General features: G+C 59.2%; 21 protein-coding genes. All 21 read right to left on the minus strand.

Annotated features, from left to right (window positions below):
• Nucleotides 1–55: 55 nt before the first annotated feature.
• Nucleotides 56–1,159: an undecaprenyldiphospho-muramoylpentapeptide beta-N-acetylglucosaminyltransferase gene (gene murG / locus ELR57_RS03170; RefSeq protein WP_126957192.1), complete on the minus strand. Its 1,104-nt coding sequence runs from the start codon at nt 1,157–1,159 to the stop codon at nt 56–58.
• Between the two features lie 6 nt (nt 1,160–1,165).
• Nucleotides 1,166–2,263, minus strand: coding sequence for a stage V sporulation protein E (spoVE, locus tag ELR57_RS03175; RefSeq protein ID WP_126957194.1), 1,098 nt, complete (start codon nt 2,261–2,263; stop codon nt 1,166–1,168).
• 47 nt (nt 2,264–2,310) lie between these two features.
• A complete protein-coding gene (gene murD / locus ELR57_RS03180) occupies nt 2,311–3,756 on the minus strand; it encodes a UDP-N-acetylmuramoyl-L-alanine--D-glutamate ligase (RefSeq protein WP_126957196.1) in 1,446 nt (481 codons plus the stop codon).
• A 4-nt stretch (nt 3,757–3,760) separates the two neighbouring features.
• Complete coding sequence (gene mraY, locus ELR57_RS03185) at nt 3,761–4,723, minus strand: phospho-N-acetylmuramoyl-pentapeptide-transferase (RefSeq protein ID WP_126957198.1); 963 nt, start codon at nt 4,721–4,723, stop codon at nt 3,761–3,763.
• A 4-nt stretch (nt 4,724–4,727) separates the two neighbouring features.
• Complete coding sequence (locus ELR57_RS03190; protein ID WP_126957201.1) at nt 4,728–6,128, minus strand: UDP-N-acetylmuramoyl-tripeptide--D-alanyl-D-alanine ligase; 1,401 nt, start codon at nt 6,126–6,128, stop codon at nt 4,728–4,730.
• Nucleotides 6,125–7,612 carry a UDP-N-acetylmuramoyl-L-alanyl-D-glutamate--2,6-diaminopimelate ligase gene (locus tag ELR57_RS03195; protein WP_126957203.1) on the minus strand — a complete coding sequence of 496 codons (1,488 nt, stop codon included), beginning with the start codon at nt 7,610–7,612 and terminating at the stop codon, nt 6,125–6,127. Before ELR57_RS03195 ends, ELR57_RS03190 begins: the two co-directional genes overlap by 4 nt.
• Before the next feature lie 142 nt (nt 7,613–7,754).
• Nucleotides 7,755–9,686, minus strand: a complete 1,932-nt coding sequence (locus tag ELR57_RS03200; protein WP_238162382.1) for a stage V sporulation protein D — start codon at nt 9,684–9,686, stop codon at nt 7,755–7,757.
• A 685-nt stretch (nt 9,687–10,371) separates the two neighbouring features.
• Nucleotides 10,372–12,711, minus strand: a complete 2,340-nt coding sequence (locus ELR57_RS03205; RefSeq protein ID WP_126957205.1) for a penicillin-binding transpeptidase domain-containing protein — start codon at nt 12,709–12,711, stop codon at nt 10,372–10,374.
• A gap of 21 nt (nt 12,712–12,732) precedes the next feature.
• Entirely contained in the window at nt 12,733–13,140 is a 408-nt protein-coding gene (gene ftsL, locus ELR57_RS03210) for a cell division protein FtsL (RefSeq protein WP_158629915.1), read from the minus strand.
• A 91-nt stretch (nt 13,141–13,231) separates the two neighbouring features.
• Nucleotides 13,232–14,188, minus strand: a complete 957-nt coding sequence (gene rsmH, locus ELR57_RS03215; protein WP_126957209.1) for a 16S rRNA (cytosine(1402)-N(4))-methyltransferase RsmH — start codon at nt 14,186–14,188, stop codon at nt 13,232–13,234.
• A gap of 96 nt (nt 14,189–14,284) precedes the next feature.
• On the minus strand, nt 14,285–14,722 hold the full coding sequence (gene mraZ / locus ELR57_RS03220) for a division/cell wall cluster transcriptional repressor MraZ (protein ID WP_126957211.1): 438 nt from the start codon (nt 14,720–14,722) through the stop codon (nt 14,285–14,287).
• A 155-nt stretch (nt 14,723–14,877) separates the two neighbouring features.
• Nucleotides 14,878–16,068, minus strand: a complete 1,191-nt coding sequence (locus tag ELR57_RS03225; protein WP_126957213.1) for a DUF4349 domain-containing protein — start codon at nt 16,066–16,068, stop codon at nt 14,878–14,880.
• Between the two features lie 122 nt (nt 16,069–16,190).
• On the minus strand, nt 16,191–17,453 hold the full coding sequence (locus ELR57_RS03230) for an adenosylhomocysteinase (RefSeq protein WP_126957214.1): 1,263 nt from the start codon (nt 17,451–17,453) through the stop codon (nt 16,191–16,193).
• Nucleotides 17,454–17,494: 41 nt separating this feature from the next.
• Nucleotides 17,495–19,126, minus strand: a complete 1,632-nt coding sequence (gene bshC / locus ELR57_RS03235) for a bacillithiol biosynthesis cysteine-adding enzyme BshC (RefSeq protein WP_158629916.1) — start codon at nt 19,124–19,126, stop codon at nt 17,495–17,497.
• A 261-nt stretch (nt 19,127–19,387) separates the two neighbouring features.
• Entirely contained in the window at nt 19,388–20,362 is a 975-nt protein-coding gene (locus ELR57_RS03240) for an ABC transporter ATP-binding protein (protein WP_126957218.1), read from the minus strand.
• On the minus strand, nt 20,359–21,354 hold the full coding sequence (locus ELR57_RS03245) for an ABC transporter ATP-binding protein (protein ID WP_126957220.1): 996 nt from the start codon (nt 21,352–21,354) through the stop codon (nt 20,359–20,361). The genes ELR57_RS03240 and ELR57_RS03245 overlap by 4 nt, the downstream gene beginning before the upstream one ends.
• A 21-nt stretch (nt 21,355–21,375) precedes the next feature.
• Nucleotides 21,376–22,341 carry an ABC transporter permease gene (locus tag ELR57_RS03250; protein ID WP_370452193.1) on the minus strand — a complete coding sequence of 322 codons (966 nt, stop codon included), beginning with the start codon at nt 22,339–22,341 and terminating at the stop codon, nt 21,376–21,378.
• Nucleotides 22,341–23,276 carry an ABC transporter permease gene (locus ELR57_RS03255; RefSeq protein ID WP_126957222.1) on the minus strand — a complete coding sequence of 312 codons (936 nt, stop codon included), beginning with the start codon at nt 23,274–23,276 and terminating at the stop codon, nt 22,341–22,343. The genes ELR57_RS03250 and ELR57_RS03255 overlap by 1 nt, the downstream gene beginning before the upstream one ends.
• 114 nt (nt 23,277–23,390) lie before the next feature.
• On the minus strand, nt 23,391–25,034 hold the full coding sequence (locus ELR57_RS03260) for a peptide ABC transporter substrate-binding protein (RefSeq protein ID WP_126957224.1): 1,644 nt from the start codon (nt 25,032–25,034) through the stop codon (nt 23,391–23,393).
• Nucleotides 25,035–25,306: 272 nt separating this feature from the next.
• Nucleotides 25,307–25,705, minus strand: coding sequence for a DUF3397 domain-containing protein (locus ELR57_RS03265; RefSeq protein WP_126957226.1), 399 nt, complete (start codon nt 25,703–25,705; stop codon nt 25,307–25,309).
• A 17-nt stretch (nt 25,706–25,722) separates the two neighbouring features.
• On the minus strand, nt 25,723–26,691 hold the full coding sequence (locus ELR57_RS03270) for a ketopantoate reductase family protein (protein WP_126957228.1): 969 nt from the start codon (nt 26,689–26,691) through the stop codon (nt 25,723–25,725).
• Between the last annotated feature and the right edge of the window lie 132 nt (nt 26,692–26,823).

Below are 26,823 nucleotides of genomic sequence, written 5' to 3' on the forward strand. Positions count from 1 at the left end.
GGTGGTGACAGTCGCCCAGCAGACAAGCATTCGGCTCTGCTATTCCTATGCTTTCTTATTTGACGATTCCTTTGATCTGTTCATAGATGGAAGAAGCGGCCTTCGGCATTCCGAGGCCTCTCGAGGCTTCGGCCATCGCCTGCCGGCGAACGCGGTCCTTCATAATCTCCGACACGTTCTTCAGCAGCTTCTCGCCGGTCAAATCCTTCTCCAGAATCATCACGCCCGCCCCCGCGTCGGCCAAGCTCTCCGCATTGGGCTGCTGGTGATTGTTCGTGACGTTCGGCGAAGGAATCAGGATCGACGGGATGCCAAGAGACGTGATCTCCGCCAACGACGATGCGCCTGCGCGGCTGACGACCAGCGAAGCGGCAGACAGCACCTCGGGCATGTTGTTGATGTAGTTCAGCGCATGCACCCTGCCCTTGACCGCTGCGGGGAGCTCTTCTAATCTAGCACGCGCTTCTTCATAATAACGCTCTCCGGTGACAAAAACAAAATGAACGTCCGGCAGATTGTCCAGCCCGGGCAGCATCTGCAGGATCGCTTCGTTAAGGGCTTTGGCCCCGCGGCTTCCCCCAACCGCCAGGACGAACGGCGTGTTCGCGGGCAGCCCGAGCGACTGGAAGCCGCGGCCGCGGTCCGCTTTGACGACCGTGGACGCGACCGGATTGCCGGCATGCACGACGTTGCGCTTGCCGGAGAAGTGCGGCAAGGAATCCGCGAAGCTGACGGCGACGCCATCGGCGTAACGGCTCAAGAACTTGTTCGTGAGGCCCGGCATGACGTTCTGTTCGTGAATGAGAGTCGGGATTCCCAGACGGGAAGCCGCGTAAACGACCGGACCGCATACATAACCGCCGGTACCGACGACGGCGTCCGGCTTGAATTGACGAAGCAATTGCTTGGATCGTCTCACTCCCTGGAGGAACCGCACGATGGTCTTCACGTTCTCCATCGACAGCGACCGGCGGAAGCCGGTAATGTCGATGCTCTCGAACGGAAGCCCCTGATTCGGAACGATTCGGCTCTCGAGCCCTTTGGTCGTTCCGATGTAAAGCAGCGAAGATCCCGGTTCTTGCTCGGCCACCTCTCGGCCGATCGCAAGCGCCGGATAAATATGTCCACCGGTTCCTCCCCCGGTAAGCACTAGACGCATTCCAAGTCACCTCGAATAACGGGATAAATTAAGCAGGATTCCGAGCGCCGTCAAGAGCAGCGTCAGAGAGGATCCCCCGTAGCTGACAAGCGGAAGGGTAATCCCCGTTACGGGCAGAAGGCCGATGACGACGCCGACATTCATCAGCACCTGGGTGCCGATGATGCCGACGATCCCTGCCGCCAGGAAGCTCCCGAACGGGTCGGAGATCGTAATCGCGGTTCTCATCCCCCGCCAAATCAACAATAAGAATAGGACAAGCAGAAGCGAGCCTCCGATGAAGCCAAGCTCTTCCGCAAGAATCGAGAAGATAAAGTCCGTCTGCGGCTCGGGCAGATAGTTGTACTTCTGACGGCTCATGCCGAGCCCCAGCCCGACGAGCCCGCCGGGCCCGATGGCAAACAGGGATTGAATCGCCTGATAGCCGTCTCCTCTCGGATCCTGCCATGGATCGAGGAACGCCGTGATCCGGGCAAGGCGATAGGGGGCCGAAGCGATGAGGCCGACGAAGCCGGCCAGGCCGATCGCGCCGAGTCCGGCCAGATGGGACACCTTCGCGCCAGCGACGTAGATGACGAGCAGCGAGGCTCCGATCATGACGGCGCCCGTGCCGAGGTCCGGCTGCAGCATGATGAGACCGAAGGCCGTCCCGAGAATCGCGAGCGGCGGAAGCAGTCCCTTCGTGAACGAACCCAGCTCGTTCTGCCGTTCGGACAGCATGCGGGCCAGGAAAAGAATCATGGCCAGCTTCATGAACTCGGACGGCTGGATGCCAAGGCTCCCGATTCCCAGCCAGCTTCGCGCTCCCCCGCGCACGACGCCGATTCCCGGAATCAGCACCATGACGAGAAACGCGAAGCAGACGATCAAACCCGCAGGCGCCCATTTTTTCCATCGGGTGTAGTCGATATTCATCGTGGCGAACATGGCGGCGACGCCGATGCCGGCGAAGATCAGCTGCCTCTTGACGTAGTAGAACTTGTCTCCATAGTCATGAAAGGCCGCGACCGCGCTGGCGCTGTAAACCATGACGACGCCGATGGCCAGAATGCCTAATGTTGCGACGATCATCCAAATGTCGGGGGTGGTGCGGGATTTGACCATGGTACCGGACACCTCACGTGGCGAAGAAGTGGGGACAAGCCCCCTTCTTACAGCGTATGCGCCGATTCCTTAAAAATGCGGCCGCGAACCTCGTACGATGGAAACATGTCCCAGCTTGCGCACGCGGGAGAGAGAAGCACGGTATCTCCCGGCGAAGCCATGGCGGCAGCTTCCTTTACGGCAAGTCGCAGCGTATCGGCGGCATCACCCACAGGTTCGACGACTTTGACCGCCGTTAAACCGGCGGCCTCCGCCACCTTGCGAATCTTCTCTCTCGTCTCGCCGAGAAGAACGATGCCTTGAAGCCGATCCCGGAAAAACGGAAGCAGCTCCATGTAGTCCGAACCGCGGTCCAGTCCGCCCGCGATCAAAATTAGCGGAGCCGGCAGCGAGGACACCGACATCGTCGTCGCGGTCGGGTTCGTCGCCTTCGAGTCGTTGTAATACTTCACGCCGCCGAAGGTGCCGACGAATTCCAGTCGGTGCTCGACGCCGCGGAAGCTCTCGAGCGGCTCCTTCAATCGTTCAGGCTGCGCGCCTGCCGCTAGAGCGATGGCGATCGCCGCGAGCGCGTTGGCTGCGTTATGCCTCCCGGGAATGCCCAGGCGCTCGACTTGAACGATGCGCCGCTCGCTGCCGTCTCCCGGCCGGTAGACGATCCAGCGCTCCGCGGAGGACGCCGCTTCGTTCTCCGACTCGCCGGAGCCCGGCAGCGGGTAAGCCGGAGAGACGAAAACACCCTTCTCCAGCCGGCTCGCGAGAGAGAACGGCAGCTTCGCCGCCCGGAACGTTTCCGACAGCTGGGCGCAGATCGGATCGTCCGCATTGTACACGGCCGTATCCTCCTCCGTCTGGTTGGCGAACAGCTTCGCCTTGGAAGCGACATAGTCGTCCATCGTTCCATGATAATCCAGATGCGTCTCCGCCAAGTTTAGCAAGCAGGCAATGCGCGGCTTGAAATCCGCCGTGCCCTTCAACTGGAAGCTGCTAAGCTCGGCGACGAGCCAGCCATTCGGTTCGATCTCCTCCGCCGCATCGCTAAGCGGCCTTCCGATGTTGCCCGCAACGATCGGGGACAAGCCGGCCGCGGCAAGCAGCTCGCCGGTCCAGGTCGTGGTGGTCGTCTTGCCGTTCGAGCCGGTGATCCCGATAATCGGGGCGCGGCTCAGCCTTCCGGCCACCTCGACCTCCGTGACGATCTCGACGCCCAGCTCGGCCGCGCGCACGAGCGGATCCGCCGAATACGGGATGCCCGGATTCTTGACGAGCAACGCGACATCCTTCGACACCAAATCGGCAGGATGACCCCCGCAAATAACAGAAATGCCCAAAGCCTCGAGTTCCTCGGCTTCGGGGCTTTGCTCCCGCGGCTTGCGATCGTTCACGACAACCTCCGAGCCGATCTTATGGAACAACTTGGCGGCAGCGACTCCGCTGCGCGCCAGTCCCAGGACGACGACTCGGCGGCCTCTGTAATCTTCTAATGGTCTCATGTCTTTATAGCCCCTTGTACAGAATGAAGCCGAGCGCGGCAAGCACCAAGCCGACCGTCCAGAACACCGTCACGACGCGCCACTCGGACCAGCCGGTCAGCTCGAAGTGATGGTGGATGGGGCTCATTTTGAACACCCGTTTGCCTCTCGTCTTGAACGATGCGACCTGAATGATGACGGACAGCATCTCGAGCACGAAGACTCCGCCGATGATGATGAGCAGAAGTTCCGTCTTCGTCAGGATCGCGACGGCCGCCAAGCCGCCGCCGATTCCGAGCGAGCCCGTATCCCCCATGAATACCTTCGCCGGATGCGCGTTGTAAACGAGGAAGCCGAGAACGGCCCCTATCATCGCGGCGGAGAAAATAGCGGATTGGGATTGGGCAGCCTCAAGCGCGATCAGCGTATAGGCCCCGAACGCCAGGGCGCTTGTCCCCGACAGCAAGCCATCCAGTCCGTCCGTAAAGTTAACGGCGTTGCTGGAAGCGAAGAAGATGATAATGACGAGCGCATAATAGCCCCAGCCCAGATCAAGCGAGCCGTCGATACCCGGGAAGCTGATCGCGGTGCTGTGCCCCATCCGATGAAGCAGCACGCAGAAAATAATCGAGAAGAGCAGCTGGCCGAACAGCTTTTGTTTTGCCGTGAGGCCTAGCGAACGTTTCAATACGACTTTGATGTAATCGTCCAAGAAGCCCACGAGCCCGAAGCCCAAGCAGGCGACCAGAATCGCCCAGAAGGCCAGTCCTCCGTCTGCGAACTTCAGGTACGCCAGCGTCAGCGCGAGCAGAATGATGATGCCGCCCATCGTCGGCGTACCGGTTTTCTTCAGATGCGATTGCGGCCCTTCCTCGCGAACGGTCTGCCCGAACTTCATCCGACGGAGAATGGGAATGCAGACCGGACCGAGCAAGACCGCTAGTACGAAGGATACTCCCAGCGTCCATAATGTAGAAGAATAGTCCATGATCTCACCCCACGGCTCCTTTGTGCAACGCGAATACGACTTGCTCCAGCTTCATCCCTCTGGAGGCTTTGACCAGCACCAGATCGTCCGGCTTCAGCTCGGCAAGCAAATCCGCTATCAATTGTTCTTTGTTGTCGTAATGCCTAACCGCGCCAGCGGGATACAGCGGCGATGCTTCCTCGGCGATGCGCCGAGACAACGGGCCGTAAGCTAGAACGGCTTCCGCCTTCCCGCCCGCATAACGCCCGATACCGGCGTGGAACTCCGCTTCGTCCGGGCCCAGCTCCAGCATGTCGCCGAGCACGAGCCAGCGACGGCCCGAGGGACGAAGGCTGCCTACGAGATCGATAGCCGCCCTCATCGAGGTCGGGCTCGCGTTGTAGGCGTCGTTCAGAACGGCCGCTCCGTTCCAGGCGTTCGATCTCTCGATGCGCATCCCCGTCATCGGAGCGGATCTCAGCCCCTCCGCGATGCGCTCGCTGGAGACGCCGAACAGACGGCCGACCGCGATCGCGGCAAGCGCGTTAAGCGCGTTGTGGCGTCCGGGCACCGGAATCGCGTAGACGTAGCCGGGTTCGTCCTGAACGGTGAACTCTCCCCCCGCCTCGCTTGCTTGGGCTTCGCCAAGCCGCAGCCGGCAGCCTTCCCCGGCGCCGAAGGTGATCCGCTGGATATCGCCGCGAACGGGCGATGCGGCCAGTTCCTCCGCCAACAGCGGTTCGTCTCCGTTATAGACGAGAGTGCCGCCGTCCCGCAGGCCCTCCGCGATCTCAAGCTTCGCCCGGGCAATGTTCCGCCGCGAGCCGAGCTGCAGGAGATGGGATTCGCCGATGTTCGTGATGACCGCCGCGTGAGGCTTCGCGATTCCCGTCAGCAGCGAGATCTCGCCGAGTCCGCTCATCCCCATCTCCAGGACGAGCGCCTCCGTATCCGCCGGAGCGCGAAGAATCGTCAGCGGCAGGCCGATATGATTATTGAAGTTGCCTTCCGTCTTCACCACCCGGTAGGTCGTGGCCAGAACGGAAGCAATCAGGTCCTTCGTCGTCGTCTTGCCGTTGCTGCCGGTCACTCCGACAACCTTGGCTCCCAGTCGGTCCAGATAGCCTTCCGCCAGCCGCTGCAGGGCAACGAGCGTGTCGGCAACGAGAATGAGAGGGAGCTTAGTCTCCGGAAGAGGCCGATCCTCCTGCCAGAGCGACGCAACGGCGCCGTCCGCTTCCGCGGCGGCCAAATGGTCGTGCCCGTCGAACCGCTCGCCGACAAGAGGCACGAATAATTGCCCCGGCTGCAGCGTTCTCGTGTCCGTCGACACTCCGCCGGCCAGCCGGTCTCCTGCTTCGAATATTTTCGGAAAGCTGCTAGAACCGCACCAGACGGATACTTCCCGAAGAGTAGCTTGCATCAATTCAATACGCTCCTTATCGCGGCTCCCGCCACGAGACGATCGTCGAAATCATAGGTGACGCCGCCAATCAATTGATAGGTCTCATGGCCTTTCCCCGCTATCAATACTACATCCCCCGGGCTTGCCATTTCAACCGCTTTGTGGATCGCTTTCTCGCGATCGGGCTCCAGCTCATAACGCGCCGGATCCACTCCCGCTTCCGTCAGCCCCGCCTTGATATCGCTCAGGATGGCCAGCGGATCCTCGGTCCTCGGATTGTCGCTCGTCACGAAGATATGGTCCGACCATTCGGCCGCGATCTTGCCCATGATCGGGCGCTTCGTGCGGTCCCGGTCCCCGCCGCAGCCGAACACGCAGATCACTCGTCCGGATGCGATCTCGCGAACCGTCCGCAGGACGTTGTCGAGCCCGTCGGGAGTGTGCGCGTAATCGACGATAGCGGCGAAGCTCTGGCCTTCGTCGACCGCCTCGACGCGTCCCGGAACGCCCGGGGTCGATTCGAGGCTCTTCACGATGTCCGCCAGCGCGATGCCTTCGCAGAGTCCCGCTGCCAGAGCGGCCAACGCGTTATAAACGTTGAACTTGCCGACCAGGCGAAGCTGAACGTCGCAATCTCCTCTAAAGGTATGTAGGCGGAAAGTGGTCCCGCGGGAGGTAATGCGTACATTAGAAGCTCGCACAAGCGCCTCGTTCTCGACGCCGTACGTGACGACTTCCGCCGAGGTCATCTTGGCGTAGCGCTTCGAAACGTCGTCGTCCGCGTTCAGGATCGCGAAGCTGCGGTCCTCCAGAGAATCGGCGTATGCGTTGCCCAGCCTGGAGAAGAACAGCCCCTTGGCGTCGGCATAGGCATCCATCGTTCCGTGATAGTCGAGATGGTCCTGGGTCAGGTTGGTGAAAATCGCCGTGCGGAAGCGCGTCCCTTTGACCCGTCCTTGCTCGAGCGCATGGGAGCTCACTTCCATCACGCAGCGCTCCGTGCCCGCGTCCAGCATGTCCCGGAACGTCTTCTGCAGCTCCAGGATATCCGGAGTCGTGCCGGACATCGGAAAGCTGCTGCCCGCGTACCTCTTCTCGATCGTGCCGATGACGCCGGGCTTCTTGCCCGCATCCGCCAGGATCTTCTCGATCAGGTAAGTCGTCGTCGTCTTGCCGTTCGTTCCCGTGACCCCGATCGGCTTCAGCTTCGCGGACGGATGTCCGAACCAGACATCGGCCAGAATGGCCAGCGCCTGCCTGACGTCCGGAACGATCACTTGGGGAACGTCCAGTTCCAGCCGGCGGGATACGACCAGGGCGATCGCCCCCTGGCTTACCGCTTGCGGCGCAAAGTCATGGCCGTCCACCGTGTGGCCCGGCAAGCAGAAGAACAGCTGCCCCGGCGCCGCCTTGCGGGAGTCAGCCTCGATTCCTTGAACAAGCAGATCATCGTCGCCGACGGTGCTAGATACAAGGAGGTGATTCGTCAATTCGCGCAATCTCATCTTCATTCCGCCTCCTTCGACGCACAAACATTATTCTCATTATCGTCCAACCATTCCCCCACTACAAGGGGAATCGCGCTCATTTCCTGAAAATGAACCTTTTTTAACAGGGGGCACGCTTTTATGAGAAAAGATAGGCGGCTTAATCGCCGCCTTCCGCTCCCAGATAGATTCGGATGACCGAGCCCTTCTCGACGCGGGCGCCCGCTGCCGGGGCCTGGCGGAGCACGGTCTGCCCCTTACCCGAAGAGGACAGCCGGAAGTTCGTGTTCATGTCTTCGTACAGATCGGACACCGTCTTGCCCACGAGATTCGGAACGGTGACGATGGGAGTATCGATATAAGGCTTGATCTCCTTCTCGATCTGTTCCTTTCTCGGCTCGATGCCAAGGTAAGGGAGCGCGTCCGCCATGATGCCCTTGACGACGGGCGCCGCCACGAGTCCGCCGAACTGGATTCCCTGCGGGTTGTCGATCGCCACGTACACGACCAGCTTCGGATCGTCGGCGGGCGCGAAGCCGATGAAGGAGACGATGTGCTCGTTCGGCGAATAGCGGCCGTTCACGACCTTCTGCGCCGTCCCCGTCTTGCCTCCGACCCGATAGCCGTCGAGGAAGGCCGGGCCGCCTGTGCCCTGCGCGACGACGCTTTCCAGCGCCTCCCGCACCTTCTTGGACGTCTCGGGCGAGATCACCTGCCTCACCAGCTCCGGTTGAACCTCTTCCAGCACCTTGTTGGTACCGGGCTGTATCCAATCCTTCGCGACGTGAGGCTTATAGAGCTTGCCTCCGTTGATCGCCGCCGCCACCGCCGTGATCTGCTGGATCGGCGTCACCGACACGCCTTGGCCGAAGGAGGTCGTCGCCAGCTCGACGGGGCCGACCTGGTTCAGCTTGAACAGAATCCCGTTCTCCTCGCCGCCCAGATCGATTCCGGTTCTTTTGCCGAAGCCGAAGTTTTTAATATACTCGAATAGCTTCTCTTTGCCAAGCCTCTGCCCGAGGGTCACGAAGCCCGGGTTGCACGAGTTCTCCACCACCTCGAGGAACGACTGGCTGCCGTGCCCGCCCTTCTTCCAGCAGCGGAGCTTGGCGCCCGCCACGTCGATGTAGCCCGGGTCGTAGAAATGCTCGTTCTTCAGGTCGACCTTGCCCTCCTGCAGCGCGGCGGAGAGCGTGATGATCTTGAAGGTGGACCCGGGCTCGTACGTCATCCAGATCGGCAGATTCCGGTTGTAGACTTCCGGCTTCGCCTCCTGGTACTTGTCCGGCTGGAAGGTCGGCCGGCTCGCCATCCCGAGAATCTCGCCCGTATTCGGATCCATCGCGATCGCCAGGGCGCTGTTCGGCTGGTATTTCAGCATCGCTTGATCGAGCTCCCGCTCGATCATCTGCTGGATCGGCTGGTCGATCGTCAACTGGAGCGTCAGACCGTCCTTCGGCGCCTGGTACTTCTCGGAGGAGCCCGGCATTCCCCTCCCCGCCGCATCCGCGAGATAAGAGATGTTGCCATCCAACCCTTTGAGCAGGCTGTCGTACTTGCTCTCCACGCCGGTAAGCCCGCCGTCGTAGCCGGTAATGCCGAGAATGCTGGACGCAAGCGGCCCGAACGGGTAATAGCGCTTGCTGTCCTCCGCCACCTCGATGCCCGGGAGATTCAGCGCGTTGATCTGCTTCGCCAGCTCGGTCGTGATTTTGCGCCCGCCCGGCGCCAAGCGGACGTTCATCTCTTTCTTGGAGAGAAGCGTGACCAGCTTCTCCTGCGTCATGCCCAATAGCGGAGCCAGCTTCTCCGCCGTGCCGGCCTTGTCCTTCACTTGAACGGGAATCGCGTAAACCGTCGGCGAGCTGATGTCATACGCCAGCCTCACGCCGTTGCGATCGACGATTTCCCCTCGCTTGGCCTCATAGACGATCTGCCGCCTCCAGGAGTCCTCCGCCTTGGCAGACAGCTCGCCGCCGATCCACAGCTGAACATACCCCAATCGGAACAAAAGCGCCGCGAATCCGATCACGATGCCGATCAGCACGATAAACAAGCGCCTGCGCACCGTCACTTGCGATATTTTCTTCAAGCTCTCCCTCCTCACCGGAACGCCCTGCCGCCGCATGGCACGGAATGGGTAGAACAAGCCCATTCCTATTCATTCCAAGCTATTCCGGGAATACAAGCGTTAGAACCTCGGGCCGATGGAAGAAGAGGCTAAGACGGGTGGCGGTCGCTAAGACATGGCGGTGCTATCGAAGATCCTGCTCCCGTCAAACGTTCGATTGTATCTCCTCGCCTCCGCGTCCCCGCTGCTCACTAGCCATTCGGGTAACCTCGCTCCTCTTCGGGGGGAGAGTTAGTCTCGTCTGAGACTATCTCGGCAGCGGGCGAGGCGTTTGCGGCGGAGTTAGTCTCATCTGAGACTATCTCGGCGGTAGGCGGGGTGCGTGAGGCGGAGTTAGTCTCACCTGAGACTATCTCGGCGGTTGGCGGGGTGCGTGAGGCGGAGTTAGTCTCACCTGAGACTATCTCGGCAACGGGCGAGGCGATTGTGGCGGAGTTAGTCTCACCTAAGACTATCTCGGCAACGGGCGAGGCGATTGTGGCGGAGTTAGTCTCATCTGAGACTATCTCGGCGGTTAGGCGCACAGAGCAGAGCAGCCAGCAGAGTTCCGCCCGCTGAGCAAGCGACGGAATACCCGCCCCCTACCAAAATAAATAGCCGCCCCGCAAAGTCGTTTCTGACTTTGCGGGGCGGCATTCACCCCACCTTATCCGGCGCCGGACGGCTCATCCGAGCCTTGGCCTCCGGTATCCTTCCCGGCGTCGCCGCTGCCCGGATCGGAGCCGGAATCGCCTTCCTCGCCGTCGCCTTCCTTCTCGTCCCGCTTGGCGGCAGCGGCCTGAAGCGCCGCGTCCTCTTGTCCCGGCGCCGCGAGCGTCAGCGTCAGCACAAGCTGGCCGTTCGCTTTGCCCGACTCTTGGGCGACCACGTAGCCGTCGCCGCTCGTCAGGCACTTGGCGCCGAGCAGCGAGCACATCTCGAGCGAGTCGCGCAACGACATTCCTTCGAGATTAGGCACGCTGCCGACATTCTTCTCGGTCGCGAGATAGATCCGCTGCGAGGTCGGAATCATGCTGTTCGCCTTCGGGAGCTGCTGAAGGACCTTGCCTCCTTTGCCTAGCACTTCGACATTAAAGCCGCGATTCGCCAGTTCGCTCTTCGCTTGGGCGACCGTCATGCCGGTCACGTCCGGCACATTGGCCGTGACGGCTGCAGGAGCGCCGTCTTCCTCGCCTTTCTTCGAATCTTTCTTGTCGGCCGCGTCATCCAGCTTAGGCTGCACGCCCAGATGGCGAAGCGATTGCTCCATGATCTGCTTGAAGATCGGAGCGGCGACCGAACTTCCTCCCGCCAGCGGAATATCCGGCTGATCGACCAGAACGTAGAGAACGATCTTCGGATCCTCTACCGGCGCGTATCCGATGAACGATACGACGTACTTGTCCGCCGCGTAGCCGCCTTTCGAGGCAACCTGCGCGGTGCCGGTCTTCCCCGCGATCCGGTATCCGGGAATGTACGCGTTGCGTCCGGTACCGATCTCCCGGTCGCTGACGACCTGCTCCAGGTATTGGCCGACGAGGCGGGACGTTTCCTCCGAGATGACCTGGCGGATCACCTTCGGCTCGGTCACCGTCTTCTCCCCCGTCTTCGGGTCGGTGATCGACTTGACCAGATGGGGCTGCATCAGCTTGCCGCCGTTCGCGACGGCCGCGACCGCGGCGACCTGCTGAATCGGCGTGACGGTTACCCCTTGTCCGAACGTGGCCGAAGCGTAGTCCCGGTTCCATGTCAACGTCGTCTTGCCCAGCACTTCGCCTTGAAGTTCGATGCCCGTCTTCGCGCCGAAGCCGAAGCTGTTGATGTATTCGGCGAACTTCTCCTTGCCCAGCATCTCGTAACCTAGCTTAACGAACGCGACGTTACTGGAGCGCTTCAAGCCTTCCAGATACGTGATGGGTCCCCAACCGACGCCGTTATGATCATGGATCGGCTTGTCCCGTTTCGAGATGCTGATGCTTCCCGACTGGTAAGAGGCGTTCGGATTGAATTTGCCTTCCTGAACCGCGGCCGCAAGCGTCATGATCTTGAACGTCGAGCCCGGCTCATAGACGGACTGGATCGCATTGTTCTTAAAGGCGGCCAGGTTGCTGCTGTAATCCCAATAGTTGTTCGGGTCGAACTCGGGCAAGCTCACCATGCCGAGGATATCCATCGTCTTCGGATCCGCCGCGATCGCGGTAACGGAGATCGGACGATCCTTCAAATATTCCTGGCGCAGCGCTTGTTCCATGTAGAATTGGATATCGCTGTCGAGCGTCAGCTGAACGTTCTTGCCGTCCACCGCTTGCTTGATGTCCAGCACTCCGTCTGCCAGCTGCGTGCGAATGCCGTCCTTCTCGTACGTGATATGCCCGGCTTCCCCCCGCAGCTCCTCGTCGAGCGTCTTCTCCAGCCCCATGACGGCCACGCCGTCCTTGTTCTCGTAGCCGAGGATTTGCGACGCGAGGGACCCGTTCGGGTAATAGCGCTTCTGCTCTTCCGTGAAGTAGATGCCGACATTCGACATGCCCGTCAACTCTCGCATCTCCTCGCGGAATGCCATCAAGCGGTCGGCGACCTCTTTATCCATCTTCCAGCCTTCCGGCCGAATCTCGCGCTGATCTAAATAGGTTCCGTCCTTCTTCTTGGCGTCGATAGCCGCGCGGATCTCCGTTTCGGGCTTATCCAGCACCAGATGAAGCTTCGAGACGATCTGGTCCTTCAGCCTCCAGGACGGATGCTTCTCCTCCAGAGCGTTGATCTGCTTCGGACTGACCGCCAGCGTATAAGCGACCGCGTCGGACGCCAGCACCTTACCATTGCGATCCGTCATCGTCCCCCGTTCCTGCGTCAAGGGCTTGCTCGTGATCCAGGTTTGTTTGGCCTGCGACAGCCAGAAATCGCCCTTCACGATCTGTACCCAGAAGATTCTACCGAATAAACCGAGAAAAAGGAGGGTCAGAAACCCTCCTAAAAGCAACGTGCGAATCTTGATTCTCTTGGTCATCCTAATCACCCTTACTCATGCTCACGGCTGCAGAGCCGTCGCGGTTTGACCGTTAGAGGAGGACAGGGTTTCTTGCTGGCTGATCGGCACCATGCCCAATGCCGTCGCCATTTCCCTAATGCGATTAGGGTCCTTCAGCGTGTTGATCTCTTGCTGCAGCACTTTGGTCTGCGCCGCTTCCTCCTCGTACGACGAGGTTGTCGTCTGAATCTCGCGATTCAATTCATAGAGTCCCGCGTAACGATAGACAACGAGACCCGCCACGGCGACGAAAACGACGACCGTCAGCAAGTAGAGAAGCTTCTCGCCCACCGGGATGGTGCGGCGGCGAGGCCGGTTGGAAGGCGGCGTCTTAGGACGCCGCTGGTTAGCCTGCTGCTCCTGTTTCTTGCGTTCCGGGCTAAGTGCCAGGTTGCCATAGTATTGCATCTTTATTTTCCCCCTTGCTTGATCCCGTCCGGGCATTCTCGACTCGCTCTATGTCTTGGTTCTTCTAAGTTCATCCCTAGTCCGCCGCTCGTCAGATCTTCTCGGCGATTCTCAGCTTCGCCGAACGGGCGCGGTTGTTCGCTTCGAGCTCCGCTTCGGAAGGAAGTATCGCTTTGCGAGGCGTGAGCCGCAGCCGGCCGTCTCCGCAGCCGCAGACGCAGACCGGAAAGTCCGGCGGGCAGCGGCAGGTCGCGACTTCCTTCTGGAAAATGGTCTTGCAGATTCGATCCTCCAGCGAGTGGAAGGTGATGACGGAGATCCGTCCTCCGGGCTTGACGCATTCGATCGCTTGCTTAAGCGCATCCTCGAATACTCCAAGCTCGTCGTTCACCGCGATTCGGAGCGCCTGGAAGGAACGCTTCGCCGGATGCGGCCCGGTCCTTCTTGTCGCGGCGGGAATGCCGGCTTTGATCAGCTCGACAAGCTCGCCCGTCTTCTCGATCGGGGCTTTGGCCCTCGCTTGCACGATCTGACGGGCAATCTTGCGGGCGAACTTCTCTTCGCCGTAGTCTCGCAGAATGTTCGCGATCTCCTGCTCGTCCCACTCGTTCACGATCTCCTTGGCCGTTAGGGTCTGGCTGCGATCCATGCGCATGTCCAGATCGGCGTCGTGCTGGTAGCTGAAGCCTCGATCGGCCTCGTCTAGCTGAGGGCTGGAGACGCCAAGATCGAACAGAATGCCGTCGACCTGGGGCACGCCGTTCGTCTCGGGCACCCCCGCTCCCCGCAGCGCTTCGGTCAGATGGCGGAAGTTGCTTCTCACCAAGGTGACGACTTCCTCGTATGGCTGAAGCCGTTGCCGCGCGTGGGTCAAAGCAATCTCGTCCTGATCCAGTCCGATCAGCCTTCCCGGAGGCCGGAGCTTGGAGGCGATCAACTCGCTGTGCCCGGCTCCTCCCAATGTGCAATCGACATAGATGCCGTCCGGCCGGACGCGCAGGCCTTCGACCGCTTCTTCCTTCAGCACGGTAATATGGTGAAAATTCATAGGATCCTCCCGCAACCTCTCGGGGTCGTTCTGATTTGTCTAATTTATAGGCAGCAATGTGTAAACGATGGTCAGCTCCGCCTGCATGGGCGGGGGTTAGAAGTTGAAGTCGAAATCGACCAGCTTCTCGGCAATCTCGTTGAAGGAAGCTTGGGAAGCGTCGTTATAGGCATCCCAAGTCGCCTTGTCCCAGATCTCCACGCGGGTGGAGACTCCGATGACGACGCAATCCTTCTCAAGCTTGGCATAATCTCGCAGGTGGCCGGGCACATTTACCCTTCCCTGTTTGTCCCACTCGCATTCCGAAGCGCCCGAGAAGAAGAAGCGCGTGAAGGCGCGGGCGTCGGACTTCATGAGTGGAAGCTGCTTAAGCTTCTGCTCGAGAGAGTTCCATTCTTCGCGGGGGTAGACGAACAAGCAGTTGTCCAATCCTCGGGTAACAACGAAGTCGGTTCCGAGAGCCTCGCGGAACTTCGCAGGAATGATGATTCTTCCTTTATCATCGATCGTGTGCTGAAATTCCCCTAAAAACATCGGCCCTCTTCACCCCCTCCATCTTCCACCACTTTCCCCCACTTTAAACCACATATGATGAATTATTCGCCCCATAAAATAAAAATCCTGCTTCTTGAGCAGGATTGTCAAAAAAATATTTAAAGGGATTAAAGAATCGAACTTCCGTTCGCCTTTTAGCTGTCTGAATCTGGAGAATCCTTCTGCGGCGCGGCTTCCGGGCTCTGCATATCCGCTTTGGAGTCGGCGTTCGGCTCGTTCAGCAGCTTCCTTCTGGCTTCCGCTCTCTCTTGTCTTCCGGCACGCGAGCGATGCACGCCCCACCAGATCGGCCCGCCGATCACGAGCAGCGCGAGCAGGATGGGCAGAATGGCGGCAAGGAAGGTCAGCAAGCCCTCTCCGATATCGCCCAACGCGTTCGTGCTAGCCTGCATGGCATCCGACAGCTTGTCGCCGAGGCCCTTCTTCTCTTTCTCTCCCGGAACGACGGCGTCCTCCCCGATCGTCTGATAGAGGCGGAGATTGACGGTGGAAAAGGCAACGTTCTGGTCGATATAGCGCATGCGGCCTTTGATCCGCTCGATCTCTTCCTGAACGCTGCCCAGCTCGTTGGAAAATTTCAGCAGATCGTCCGACTTCGTCGCCTTGTCCATAAATGCGAGCAGCCGGGTCTCCACCGCTTGCTTCGCTTCCAGCCGAGCCTGCAGATCCACGTATTCCTCGGACACGTCGTTCCCTTGCAATTTGCGTTCGAATCCGTCGTTCGGGATCTCCGCCAGCCGGTCGATAAAACGGCTGAGGCCGGAGGAAGGAATCTTGATGACGTAGGTGGAGCCGATCTCATGCTCGCTCTTCGTATCGGAGAATTGGACGATATAGCCCCCGCTCTGGAATAGAACGTTGGTGACTGCTTCTTCCGCCTTAGGGAAGCTTTCGGCTTTGAGGACGATGTTCGCCGAGTAGATCATCTTCCGGTTATAACCCGCGTTCGCATCCACGATCGCGCCGATCGACGCTCCCGACGAGAGGTCCGTACCTTGCGAAGAGGATGACGCCGCTTGGGAAGGCGCCGCAGATTCAGCCGGAGCAGCCGCCTGGCTGTCGCGATCCGAGGAGTAGGATGTGGAAGAAGACTTGGCCTCGCTGAATCTTACCGAAGTCGCGTCCTGCAGCGCCTCCCCTTCCCGAGGAGCCGCGCCGGCCATCGGCGCCGCTTGAGCTTGAGCCGACAAGGCTTCGCTCGAAACGGAATCCTTATTATCGGAGGAGCCGGAGCAGCCGGACAGAATGACTGCCCACACGCCTAAAGCCAATACGATTAACAACCCTTTTGCACCGCTGCTGACTCGTCTACTTTTTCTACGCATGAACAGATCCCCCTTATCGATTCTGACCCTTCAGACGAGAGGTTCTGGTTAAATGTTACAGATCTGTAACAAAAAAATCCCCCGGCTCCGGCAAAGGAACCGAGGGATTGCGGTATCGTCTATCAGTGGGAAGCCCAGCTGTCGAGATAAGCTTTCTGCTCATCGCTGAGGGTATCGATGGCGATCCCGAGAGAAGCCAGCTTCGTGCGGGCCACCTGCTCATCCAGTTCGAACGGAACGTTGACGACGCGGCTGCCGATCGCTTCATAGTTCTCGTTCACGTACTTCAAGGACAGGGCTTGCAGCGCGAACGTCATATCCATGATCTCGGCCGGGTGTCCGTCGCCGGCGGCCAGATTGACCAGGCGGCCTTCGGCCAGAACGTAAATCTTGCGGCCGTCCTTAAGCACGTACTCCTCGATGTTCCGGCGCACCGTGCGCTTCGATACCGAGAGAGCCGCCAGCTCGACCAGGTTCACCTCGACATCGAAGTGTCCGGCATTGGACAGGATCGCTCCGTCCTTCATCTGCGCGATATGCTCGCCGGTGATGACGTCCTTGTTGCCGGTCACGGTGACGAAGAATTCGCCGACCTTCGCCGCTTCCGCCATCGGCAGAACCGTGAAGCCGTCCATATAGGCTTCGACGGCTTTGATCGCGTCGACTTCCGTGACGACGACGTTGGCTCCGAGTCCCTTCGCCCGCATCGCAACGCCCTTGCCGCACCAGCCATAGCCGTTAACGACGACGGTCTTGCCCGCCACGACCAGATTGGTCGTCCGGTTGATGCCGTCCCAGACCGATTGGCCGGTGCCGTAACGGTTATCGAACAAATACTTGCAGTAAGCGTCGTTGACCGCGACCATCGGGAACTTCAGGGAGCCTTCCTTATCCATCGCTTTGAGGCGAAGGATGCCGGTGGTCGTCTCTTCGGCTCCGCCGCGAACGTTCGGCAGAAGGTCTTGGCGCTCCGTGTGAAGGATCGTGACCAAGTCGCCGCCGTCGTCGATGATCAGGTCCGGCTTCGTCTCCACCGTCTTCACGAGCAGCTCGTGGTACTCTTCCGGAGTCGGATTGTACTTGGCGAATACCGCGATGCCGTCCTCTACCAGCGCCGCGCAGACGTCGTCCTGCGTCGACAGAGGGTTGCTGCCGGTAATCGCCACTTCGGCGCCGCCGGCTTGAACGACCTTGGCGAGGTAGGCCGTCTTCGCTTCCAAATGAAGCGAGATGGCGACCTTCAGCCCCTTGAACGGCTGCTCGCGCTCGAATTGCTCGCGGATGCGGTTCAGAACCGGCATGTGGGCTTGCGCCCAGTCAATCTTCAGCTTGCCCTCCGGGGCGAGGGACGGATCTCGGATGACGCTCTTCAGGGTAGTCTTCAATCAGGTTGCCTCCTATGATTCGAACGATTAAGGATTGTTCGCTATTCGCTTGCCAGTCGATGTCCGCCCGTTACGTCGAAGGGGACTTCCAGCCAACCCTTCAGCCAATTCGGGCCGAAGCGGTTCAAGAAATGCAAGGTGCTGAGCGCGCGCTCCTGCGGCTTGTCGAGCGGCCAGAGGGAGTCGCGCATCCGGTCCCATTGCTTAAGCGATACGTCATGCTGCTTCGCTACCGTGTCCGCCGCCCGTTTCTCCAGGTAGGCGATCTGCTCGAGAACGCGGCCTTGGTTCGTCGTTCCCAACTCGCCCAAGGCCGGCTCCACTTCGCTCAACGTCTCGAGCAGAGGCGCGTAAAGTCCCATGACGCCGGCGCGGATCTCATCGAAGCGTTCTTCCAGGTTCCAACGATCCTGGTCTTGCAGCCATTCTTCCTTCAAGCGTTCTCCTCTGGTTATGATATCCTCCACGGTCACTCCGTACTTCGCGAGCAGCTTGTCGACTCCAGGCTCCAGGTACGTAAACGACTGTCTCGGGATCAGCAGCGGAAGCTGCAGGGAGAACCGTTCGAACGCCGGCTTCAGCTCGGCCCAGTACGCGATCTCGGAAGGTCCGAGAACGGTGGCCAGCACGGGAAGGGCATATTCCTGCATGAGCGGTCTCGTCAGAGCGTTGTTGCTCAGAAGCTCCGGCTCCTCCTCGGAGAGGTTCAAGAGCTCTTCGCGGGTGTAGGATACCGTCTTCTTCTTGTCGGCGAAGCCGCCCTCTTCCCGGAACAGCAGCAGCCGTCCTTCCTCGGAGTGGACGAACAGGTTAGCGCCATTCGTGGAGGAAGGCGCCTGAAGCGAATAGCCCAGCTCGATGACCGCTTCTTCGCCGTTCCGGAGAGCATGCTCCAGAGCTTCGTTGTCCTCGATCAGCCTGCGGAACATCGGGCCCTCCAGGCGGCGAAGCTGCGGATCGTCGGCGTCGAGCAGCACCAGCCCTTCCGGACCGAACCACTCGGACAGAAGCCTTGCGAAGGATACCGTAAGGGTTGGAGCGTCAGCCGAGAAGCTGCGGATCCGGTCCAGCAGGGCCGGCTTAAACTCCGAGTCCGGCAGCGCGGCCGACAACTGCTCGACCGCGGCGTTCCATTGCTCCCCGGTAAGGGAAGTCCGGCTGACGGAATGCCGCTGGCCCTCCGGACGTTCGAGCCGAACGCGGCGGGGCTTGCTGTCCACCGCGGATACATATAGATGATTCGCTTCGTCGAAGTCGTGATCTTCCCCCGCGATCCAAAACACGGGAACGACCTTGCGGCCGAGCATGCTCTCGGCATATCGCGCCGTCTGAATCACGGAGATCGCCTTATAGGCGATGAGAAGCGCTCCTCCGAAGAGGCCGGCCTGCTGGCCGCCGACAACGGCCAAGCTGCCCGGCTGCGCCAAAGCTTCAATCGAACGGTCAACCGCTTCGTTAGGAAGCAGCTTAGCTTGAAAGTCTCGAAGGACGGAACGGAGCCGGGACTTGTCGATGCGTCCCGCTTCCGTTCGATCCAGATGTTCTACGCGTTTCCGCCAGTCTTCGGCGATAGAGGGATGAGAGCCGAATAGATCTCGTAATCGTGCGTCTCCCTGCCGGTATCGTTCCGCCAGAGCTGGGGAAGACAACCCCTGTAAGGGAGTCAAGTTCATTGCGGAGTCCCCCCGTATAATGTCATGTCCACTAGATTGTACATGAATGGGTTCATTGGCGTCAAAGATAGGTTTGACGGAAGGGTCCGCTTCGCTTGTTATCCGAACTCGGGTGCTATCGCAAGGGATTCTCTCCACTATATACGCCCCCATGATCTTCAAGGTTCGGGCTCCTTCTAGCCTATGCCTGACGCATGCAAAAAAAAGCTATGCCGTATTGGAGGCGCGCCTCCGCTAACGGCATAGCTCTGAATAATCGGATTAGGCGTAATGGCAGCTTGCCCAGTGGCCGTCCGCGACTTGGCGGAACGGAGGAACCTCCGCGGCGCACTTCTCCGTCGCGTACGGGCAGCGCGTGCGGAACGGGCAGCCGCTCGGCGGGTTGATCGGGCTTGGGAGATCCCCCTGCAGCACGATCCGCTCCTTGGTCGCTTCCACTTCCGGATCCGGTACCGGAATCGCGGACAGGAGCGCTTGGGTATACGGATGCTTCGGATTCGCATAGAGCTCCGAGCTCTCCGCCAGCTCGACCATCTTGCCCAAGTACATAACGGCGACCCGGTCGCTGATATGCTTCACCATCGACAGGTCATGGGCGATGAACAGGTACGTGAGCCCCATCGAGCGCTGCAGCTCCTGCAGCAGATTCACGACCTGCGCCTGGATCGAGACGTCCAGCGCCGAGATCGGCTCGTCGCATACGATAAACTTCGGCCCGGCCGCCAGCGAGCGGGCGATCCCGATCCGTTGGCGCTGACCGCCGGAGAATTCGTGAGGATAACGGTTCGCATGCTCGGAACGCAGTCCGACCATCTCGAGCAGCTTCTCGACCTTCATCTTCCGCTCCTTGGAGCTTCCGGCGAGGCCGTGAATATCAAGCGGCTCGGCGATAATGTCCAGGATGCTGAAACGAGGATTCAAGGAAGCGTACGGATCCTGGAAGATCATCGCCATCTCCTGGCGAAGCTTCTTCAGCTCGGAGCCCCTCATCTTATAGATGTTCTTCCCCTGGTAGAGCGTCTCGCCTCCCGTCGGCTCGTAGAGGCGCATGATCGTGCGTCCGGCGGTCGACTTGCCGCAGCCGGATTCGCCGACGACGCCCAGCGTCTCGCCCGCTCCGATCGCCAGCGTCAGGTCGTTGACCGCCTTCAGCGTCTGCCCTCCCCCGACCGGGAAGAACTTGCTCAAGTTGTTGACTTCCACGATCGGCGTCGATTGCTTCTTGATTGCGCTCATGCTTGCACCTCCTTCGCATAAGGGTGATGCAGCCAGCACTTCGCCGTCTGCCCTTCTCCGCCGGCCGGAACGAGATCCGGATCGTGGTTCAGGCACACTTCCATCGCATAGTCGCAACGGGCGCAGAAGGCGCACCCGGCGGGGGGCTGCAGCATGTCCGGCGGCGATCCGTGAATCGGAATGAGCGGTTCGCCTTTCGGCAGATCCAGCCTCGGCATGGAACGAAGCAGGCCCTGGGTATACGGGTGCTGCGGATGACGGAAGATGTCCCACTTGGTCCCCGTCTCCACGACTTGGCCCGCATACATGACGATGACGCGGTCGCAGACGTCGGCTACGACGCCGAGGTCATGCGTAATAAGAATGATGGACGTATCGAATTTATCCTGCAGGCTCTTCATGAGCTGAAGAATTTGCGCTTGAATCGTCACGTCGAGCGCCGTCGTCGGCTCGTCCGCAATCAGCAGGGCCGGATTGCAGGAGAGCGCGATCGCGATCATCGCTCTCTGGCGCATGCCCCCGGAGAACGAGTGCGGATACTGCGAATAGCGGGTCTCCGGATTCGGAATGCCGACCATCCTTAGCAGCTCTAACGCTCGCTCCTTGGCATCCGAGCGGTTCATGCCTTGATGCTTGATCAAGCCTTCCGTAATCTGATGTCCGATCGTCATCGTCGGATTCAGGGACGTCATCGGATCCTGGAAGATCATGCCGATATCCTTGCCGCGGATCGATTCCATCTCTTCTTCGGACAGCTCCAGCAGATTGCGGCCCATGAATTCGATCGAGCCTTGCTTGACATAAGAAGGAGGGCTTGCCAGGAGCCGCATAATGCTCTGTGCCGTTACGCTCTTGCCCGAGCCGGATTCGCCGACGATGGCGATCGCTTCGCCTTTCTTCACCTCGAAGTTGACGCCGCGAACCGCCTGGACTTCTCCGCCCCGCGCCCGGAACGACACGTGCAGATCGTCAACGCGAAGGATAGTATCCATCTCTCCACCTCCCATGAGAATTTATTTTTTAAGCTTGGGGTCGAATGCGTCGCGCAAGCCGTCCCCGAACAGGTTGAAGGCCAGAATCGTCAAGCTGATCAGCGTGGCCGGAATGATCATCTGCCACGGATACAGCGTCCAGCTGGTCAAGGAATCGTTGATCATCGTTCCCCACGAAGCCGCCGGCGACTGCACCCCGAGACCGAGGAAGCTTAGGAAGGCTTCCGAGAAGATCGCGGAAGGAACCGTCAGCGTCAACGTGACGATAATCGGGCCGAGCGTGTTCGGAATCAAATGCTTGAACAGCATCCGGCTTCCGCTTGCTCCCATCGACTTCGCCGCGAGGACGTATTCCTGGTTCTTCAATTGAAGGATCTGCCCGCGGACGATCCAGCTCATATTGATCCAGCCGGTTACGGACAGGGCCAGGATGATGGTCCACATGCTCGGTTCCATGACGACCAGCAGAAGAATAACGACCAGCAGATAAGGAATAGCGTACAGGATCTCGGTAATCTTGTTCATGACCTCGTCGGTCTTGCCGCCGACGTAGCCCATGATGCCGCCGTAAACGACGCCGACGATAAGGTCGATCAGCGCGGCTACGACGCCTACCGTCAAGGAGATCCGCGCCCCCATCCAGATCCGCGAGAAAATATCACGGCCCAGATTATCGGTTCCGAACCAGTAATCCGAATTCGGAGCCTCGTTCGTCCGATCCAGGTTGTTCGTAAAATAATCATGAGGCGTCAGCCACGGACCGATGATCGCCATGATCGTCAGGAGCACGAGGAAGCCCGCTCCCGTCATCGCCACCTTGTTGGTGAGCAAGCGGCGCATGACATCCTTCCATTCCGGCACGCTCTCCCCCGCCAGCATCTCGCCCGGAGGGCGGAAGCTAAGGCGCTTGAACAGCTCGCGGGTCAGGCCGGGCTGCTTGCGTCCGTCGCGATGAGTCGTCATATCGGATGTTCCTTGTTTCTCCATCATGCAGCCCCCTTCCGCGAGCGAAGTCCGATTCGAGGATCAACGAGGCCGTAGACGATGTCCGTCAACAGACGGGCGACCATCAGAATAACCGCATAGAACAAGGTGATCCCCATGATAAGCGTGTAATCCCGGTTGGATACGCTGCCGACGAAGTACTGGCCGAGCCCCGGAATGCCGAAGATTTGCTCCACGACAACCGAGCCGGTGACGACGTTCGCCGTCATCGGTCCCAGATAGGTGACGACCGGGAGAATGCCGTTGCGAAGCGCATGCTTGAAAATAATGACCCGTTTGCGAATGCCCTTGGCTTTGGCCGTCTTGATGTATTCCGCGGACAGCACCTCCAGCATCGTGGAGCGGGTCAGGCGGGCGATATACGCGATCGGAAGAGAAGCGAGCGCGATGATCGGAAGCACGTAATCGAGCGGCCCGTTGAGGCCGGCAACGTGGAACCAGTTCAGCTTCACCCCGAACACGTATTGCAGAAGCGAAGCGACAACGAAGTTAGGTACGCTCACGCCTAGCACCGCCAGAATCATCGCAGCGCTGTCGAGCAGCTTTCTATGATACATGGCCGCAAGAATGCCGAGCCCCACGCCGACCACGACGGAGACGATAATCGAGAGAATCCCGAGGCGAAGGCTGTAGCCGAACGAATCCGCGATGATGCTGGATACGGTCTGGTATTGGCTCTTCATCGACATCCCCAAGTCGAAATGAACGAGGTTCTTCAAATAAGTCACATATTGATCCCATAGGGGTTTATCCAAGCCATAGAAGGACATCAGCTTGGCTTTGATCTCGGGAGGCACCGCCTTCTCCGCCGTGAAAGGATCGCCCGGGATCGCTTTCATCAGGAAGAAAGTCGCTGTCGCCAGGATAAACAACGAGACAAGGACGGAGAATAGTTTCCCGATCCAATAACGCACCACGTAAATTCACTCCTTCCCTTTATTTCTTGATGAACCGACGCGTGCCAAGGAAGCAAAATCGGGATATGACAGGGATTAGCCTGCATACCCCGATATGCGAACGATGGTCGATCGTTATTCCACGGATGCCCGGGTGTAGTCGATCATGCCTTGGTAATCCATGACGATTCCCTTGACGTTCTTCTTGACCATATGAACGCCCGTGTAGTAGTACAGCGGCAGGATGGCCATGTTGTCCTTGACGAGAATATTCTCCGCTTGGCTCATCAATTGCATACGCTCATGCTGATCGCTGGAAGCGTAGGCCTTCTTGACGAGTTCGTCGTATTGCGCGTTCTTGAAGCCGATGTCGTTGTTGCCGCCGGTCGAGGTGAACATATCGATGAACGTCATCGGATCGTTGTAGTCGGCGGACCAGCCGGCGCGCGCGATATCGTAGTTCAGGCTTTGGCGGTTCTTCAGGAACACCTTCCATTCCTGAGTCTCGATCTTGACCTCGACGCCGAGGTTCTTGCGCCACATGTCGACGATCGCTTCCGCGACTTGCTTGTGGCCCGTTCCTTCATTGACCGTCAGGGTAACGGTCGGCATGGAGGAGAGGCCCTTTTCCTTCAGGCCTTGCTCCAGCAGGGCCTTCGCTTGCGCGACATCCGGCTTCAACAGGTCGATATCCGGATATTCTTCGCGGAAGGACTTGTTCTCGCCGGTAATGCTAGGAGGAACGAAACCGAATGCCGGCTGCTGGCCGCCTTTCGTGACCTTCTCGACCAATTGCGTGCGGTCGATCGCCATCGCGAATGCCTTGCGGATGTTGGCGTTATCGAAAGGCGCTTTCGTCGTGTTGAAGTTGTAATAATAGGTGCTGGCCGTCGCTTGGTTGTTGAATTCGTCCGGATTGGAGCCCTTAAGCGTCGCGATTTGCTCCGTTGGGATTTCTCCCGTCGGCGCGCCGGAATAGCTCAGTTGGCCCGTCTTGTACATTTGAAGCTCCGTGGAGGAGTTCGATACCATGACGAAGTGAACCTTGGACAGCTTGATTTCGTCCTTCGCGTAGTAGTTCTCGTTCGGAACGAGGTCGATCTCGTTGCCGTGCTTCCAGGTCGTGATCTTGAACGGTCCGTTCGTGATCATCGTGTTCGCTTCCGCAGCCCATGCCGCGTTATCCTTGGCGGAGCTGTGGACCGGATACGTCGTCCAGAAGGAAGTGATGCTCAGGAAGTAAGGAGTCGGGTTCTCCAGCTGGACGACCAGCGTGTAGTCGTCGGTAGCTTTGACGCCGACCTGCTCCGGATCCGTGATATGGTTCGGGTTGTCGGCAGCGATGTTGTAGTTCTGCGCGTTCTTAACGTAATAGAGCTGGTAAGCGTAAGGGGAAGCCGGATTCTGGTTCGGATCGAGGACCCGCTTCCATGCATATTCGAAGTCGTGCGCGGTAACGGGATCGCCGTTCGACCACTTGGCATCCTTGCGAAGATGGAAGGTATACGTCTTCTGGTCGTCGGAGATATCCCAAGTCTCGGCAACGCCCGGAATGACCTTGCCGGTGGAATCCTTGCGAGTCAAGCCTTCATAGAGACCCGTCAGAACGGTGAACGACACGGAGTCCTGTGCCAGGGCCGGGTCCAGAGTCGGCGGTTCCGAGGACAAGTTCATGTTAAATACCTGATTGCCGGAAGAGCTGTTGTTAGAACCGCATCCAGCTAGCACGGTGCCGATGACAAGCAGCATGGCAAGCGTTAGAAACCAAGATTTGCGCATAGCTTTTTAACCCCTTCTGTCTGAAATGAATAGTAGCTTCCTGATTATATCGCCCGATATTTTTTTATACTACCGGTCATATTTGACTCTTTTAGCAAACCCTTGACTCGATTTCCAACTCTTATTCGCCGCTTCCATTCGCTGCCCGGCCGCCGGTTCCCAGCTTCTTCCTCCGGGCCATGCAAAAAAGCAACCTCCCCGTAGGATAGGTTGCTTCCGGCGTTTCCTTTTTATTCTTTTTGCCGATTTTCCGTGAACATTTGATGACAAGCTCAGGCGGACTTCCCTATGATTCTGCCGGCGATATCCACGATCGTTAGCAGCACGTAGAGGATCGTTGTCAGGAAGAACGTCAGCCGCCAGATCGCCCGTATCAGCTTGCGCGAATCGACGCTGCCTCGCGCCCGGTTCTGCGCATTGCCGAGCAAACCGCCCATGATCAGCATGAACAACAATAGAATGTAAGGGCCGAACGAGGTTCCCAGCCGGTTCAGCAGCATCGAGACGCATCCGATCAGGAAGACCGTCGTCACGTCCATCGACAGCTTGATCGCCTGGTTGCGCTCCTGCCCTCTCCACTTGGCGAAGAAGAAGACGATGAGGAACGGAATAATCGGAACCACAGCTATTGCAGCGTAAATGCTCACCAATGCATTCCAGATTGCGGACACTCATCTCATCTCCTTTTTTATCCGTTGATCGCTCCCACCAAGGCCGTCAGCTTCTCATTCCATGGAGCGCTTGCTCCCATGTCCGCGGCGAGACGGGATACGGCTCCGTTGATGGCTTCGATCTCCGTGAGCCTGCCGTTCCGAACATCCTGAAGCATGGAAGATTCGTTCCGCGCCGTGCGGACGCAGACGTCCACGACTTCCTCCCACAAGCCGTCCCCTGAAGAAAGGCCGTTCGCTTGAAGGATAGGCAATGTCTCCTCGAACAGCGCCCGCATAAGCGCCAGACGAGCTTCCGACTCCAGCAGCTCCCCGTTTCGAACCCGCAGCAAGGCGGTGAGAGGATTGATAACCGAATTGATCAGCAGCTTGCGCAAAATTCGCTCTGACATCTTATTCGACATAAAAATGGAGAATCCTGCCGTTTGGAAGAGGTTTTCTATATCCTTCAACCTATCTTCCGTAGGCATTTTGACATATTCCGTCGAACTTCCTTTGAAAATAGGAGCTTGACCCATCCAAATCTGCCCTTTGCCCGTATGCATCACTTCGGACGGACCCGTACGCAGCGCCCCTTCCGTCGTGACCGCGGCCAATTGGGAAGAACCCGGCAGCGTTGCCGTAAGCCGCTCCAGATGCCCGATTCCGTTGCAGAACGACACGATCTCCGCTCGTTCTCCCGCAGCCTCGCGCAGCTCCCGCAGGAATTCCTCCGTCAGTCCGGTCTGCTTCAGCGCCAGCAGCACGACGAGACTCTCGCGATTCGCGGCAGCTTGGCCGATCGAAACCGCTCGTACGGGGAAATTCCCCAATCGCTCCCCGTTCCCATCCAACAGCGTAATGCCTTGCTTCTCCAGCGTTCGAGCCTGCTCCTCGCTTCTTGTCCAGACAGTCGTCTCGCAGCCTGCGGCGCTCAGCCTGGCGGCCAGCAGCAGGCCCATGGATCCGCCGCCCGCTATGGCAGCCCGCATCCTCTTCGTCTCCATTCAACAAGATCCTCTCGATTTCCGATCGATACGATAGCTTTTGCCAACCATTGCCTACGTCGACCTGCTTTTACCCTATCATAGCTTAACCGATAAACGAAACAAAGACAGGGACCGTTCGCGGTTCCTTGC

The organism is Cohnella sp. AR92 (assembly GCF_003990975.1).
Classification (GTDB): Bacteria; Bacillota; Bacilli; order Paenibacillales; family Paenibacillaceae; genus Cohnella.

Bases quoted from the DNA above. Each gene is read 5' to 3' on its own strand.
- murG (WP_126957192.1), bottom strand. From the start codon at position 1,159: ATGCGTCTAGTGCTTACCGGGGGAGGAACCGGTGGACATATTTATCCG.
- spoVE (WP_126957194.1), bottom strand. From the start codon at position 2,263: ATGGTCAAATCCCGCACCACCCCCGACATTTGGATGATCGTCGCAACA.
- murD (WP_126957196.1), bottom strand. From the start codon at position 3,756: ATGAGACCATTAGAAGATTACAGAGGCCGCCGAGTCGTCGTCCTGGGA.
- mraY (WP_126957198.1), bottom strand. From the start codon at position 4,723: ATGGACTATTCTTCTACATTATGGACGCTGGGAGTATCCTTCGTACTA.
- ELR57_RS03195 (WP_126957203.1), bottom strand. From the start codon at position 7,612: ATGAGATTGCGCGAATTGACGAATCACCTCCTTGTATCTAGCACCGTC.
- ELR57_RS03205 (WP_126957205.1), bottom strand. From the start codon at position 12,711: ATGACCAAGAGAATCAAGATTCGCACGTTGCTTTTAGGAGGGTTTCTG.
- ftsL (WP_158629915.1), bottom strand. From the start codon at position 13,140: ATGCAATACTATGGCAACCTGGCACTTAGCCCGGAACGCAAGAAACAG.
- rsmH (WP_126957209.1), bottom strand. From the start codon at position 14,188: ATGAATTTTCACCATATTACCGTGCTGAAGGAAGAAGCGGTCGAAGGC.
- mraZ (WP_126957211.1), bottom strand. From the start codon at position 14,722: ATGTTTTTAGGGGAATTTCAGCACACGATCGATGATAAAGGAAGAATC.
- ELR57_RS03225 (WP_126957213.1), bottom strand. From the start codon at position 16,068: ATGCGTAGAAAAAGTAGACGAGTCAGCAGCGGTGCAAAAGGGTTGTTA.
- bshC (WP_158629916.1), bottom strand. From the start codon at position 19,126: ATGAACTTGACTCCCTTACAGGGGTTGTCTTCCCCAGCTCTGGCGGAA.
- ELR57_RS03240 (WP_126957218.1), bottom strand. From the start codon at position 20,362: ATGAGCGCAATCAAGAAGCAATCGACGCCGATCGTGGAAGTCAACAAC.
- ELR57_RS03245 (WP_126957220.1), bottom strand. From the start codon at position 21,354: ATGGATACTATCCTTCGCGTTGACGATCTGCACGTGTCGTTCCGGGCG.
- ELR57_RS03250 (WP_370452193.1), bottom strand. From the start codon at position 22,341: ATGGAGAAACAAGGAACATCCGATATGACGACTCATCGCGACGGACGC.
- ELR57_RS03260 (WP_126957224.1), bottom strand. From the start codon at position 25,034: ATGCGCAAATCTTGGTTTCTAACGCTTGCCATGCTGCTTGTCATCGGC.
- ELR57_RS03270 (WP_126957228.1), bottom strand. From the start codon at position 26,691: ATGGAGACGAAGAGGATGCGGGCTGCCATAGCGGGCGGCGGATCCATG.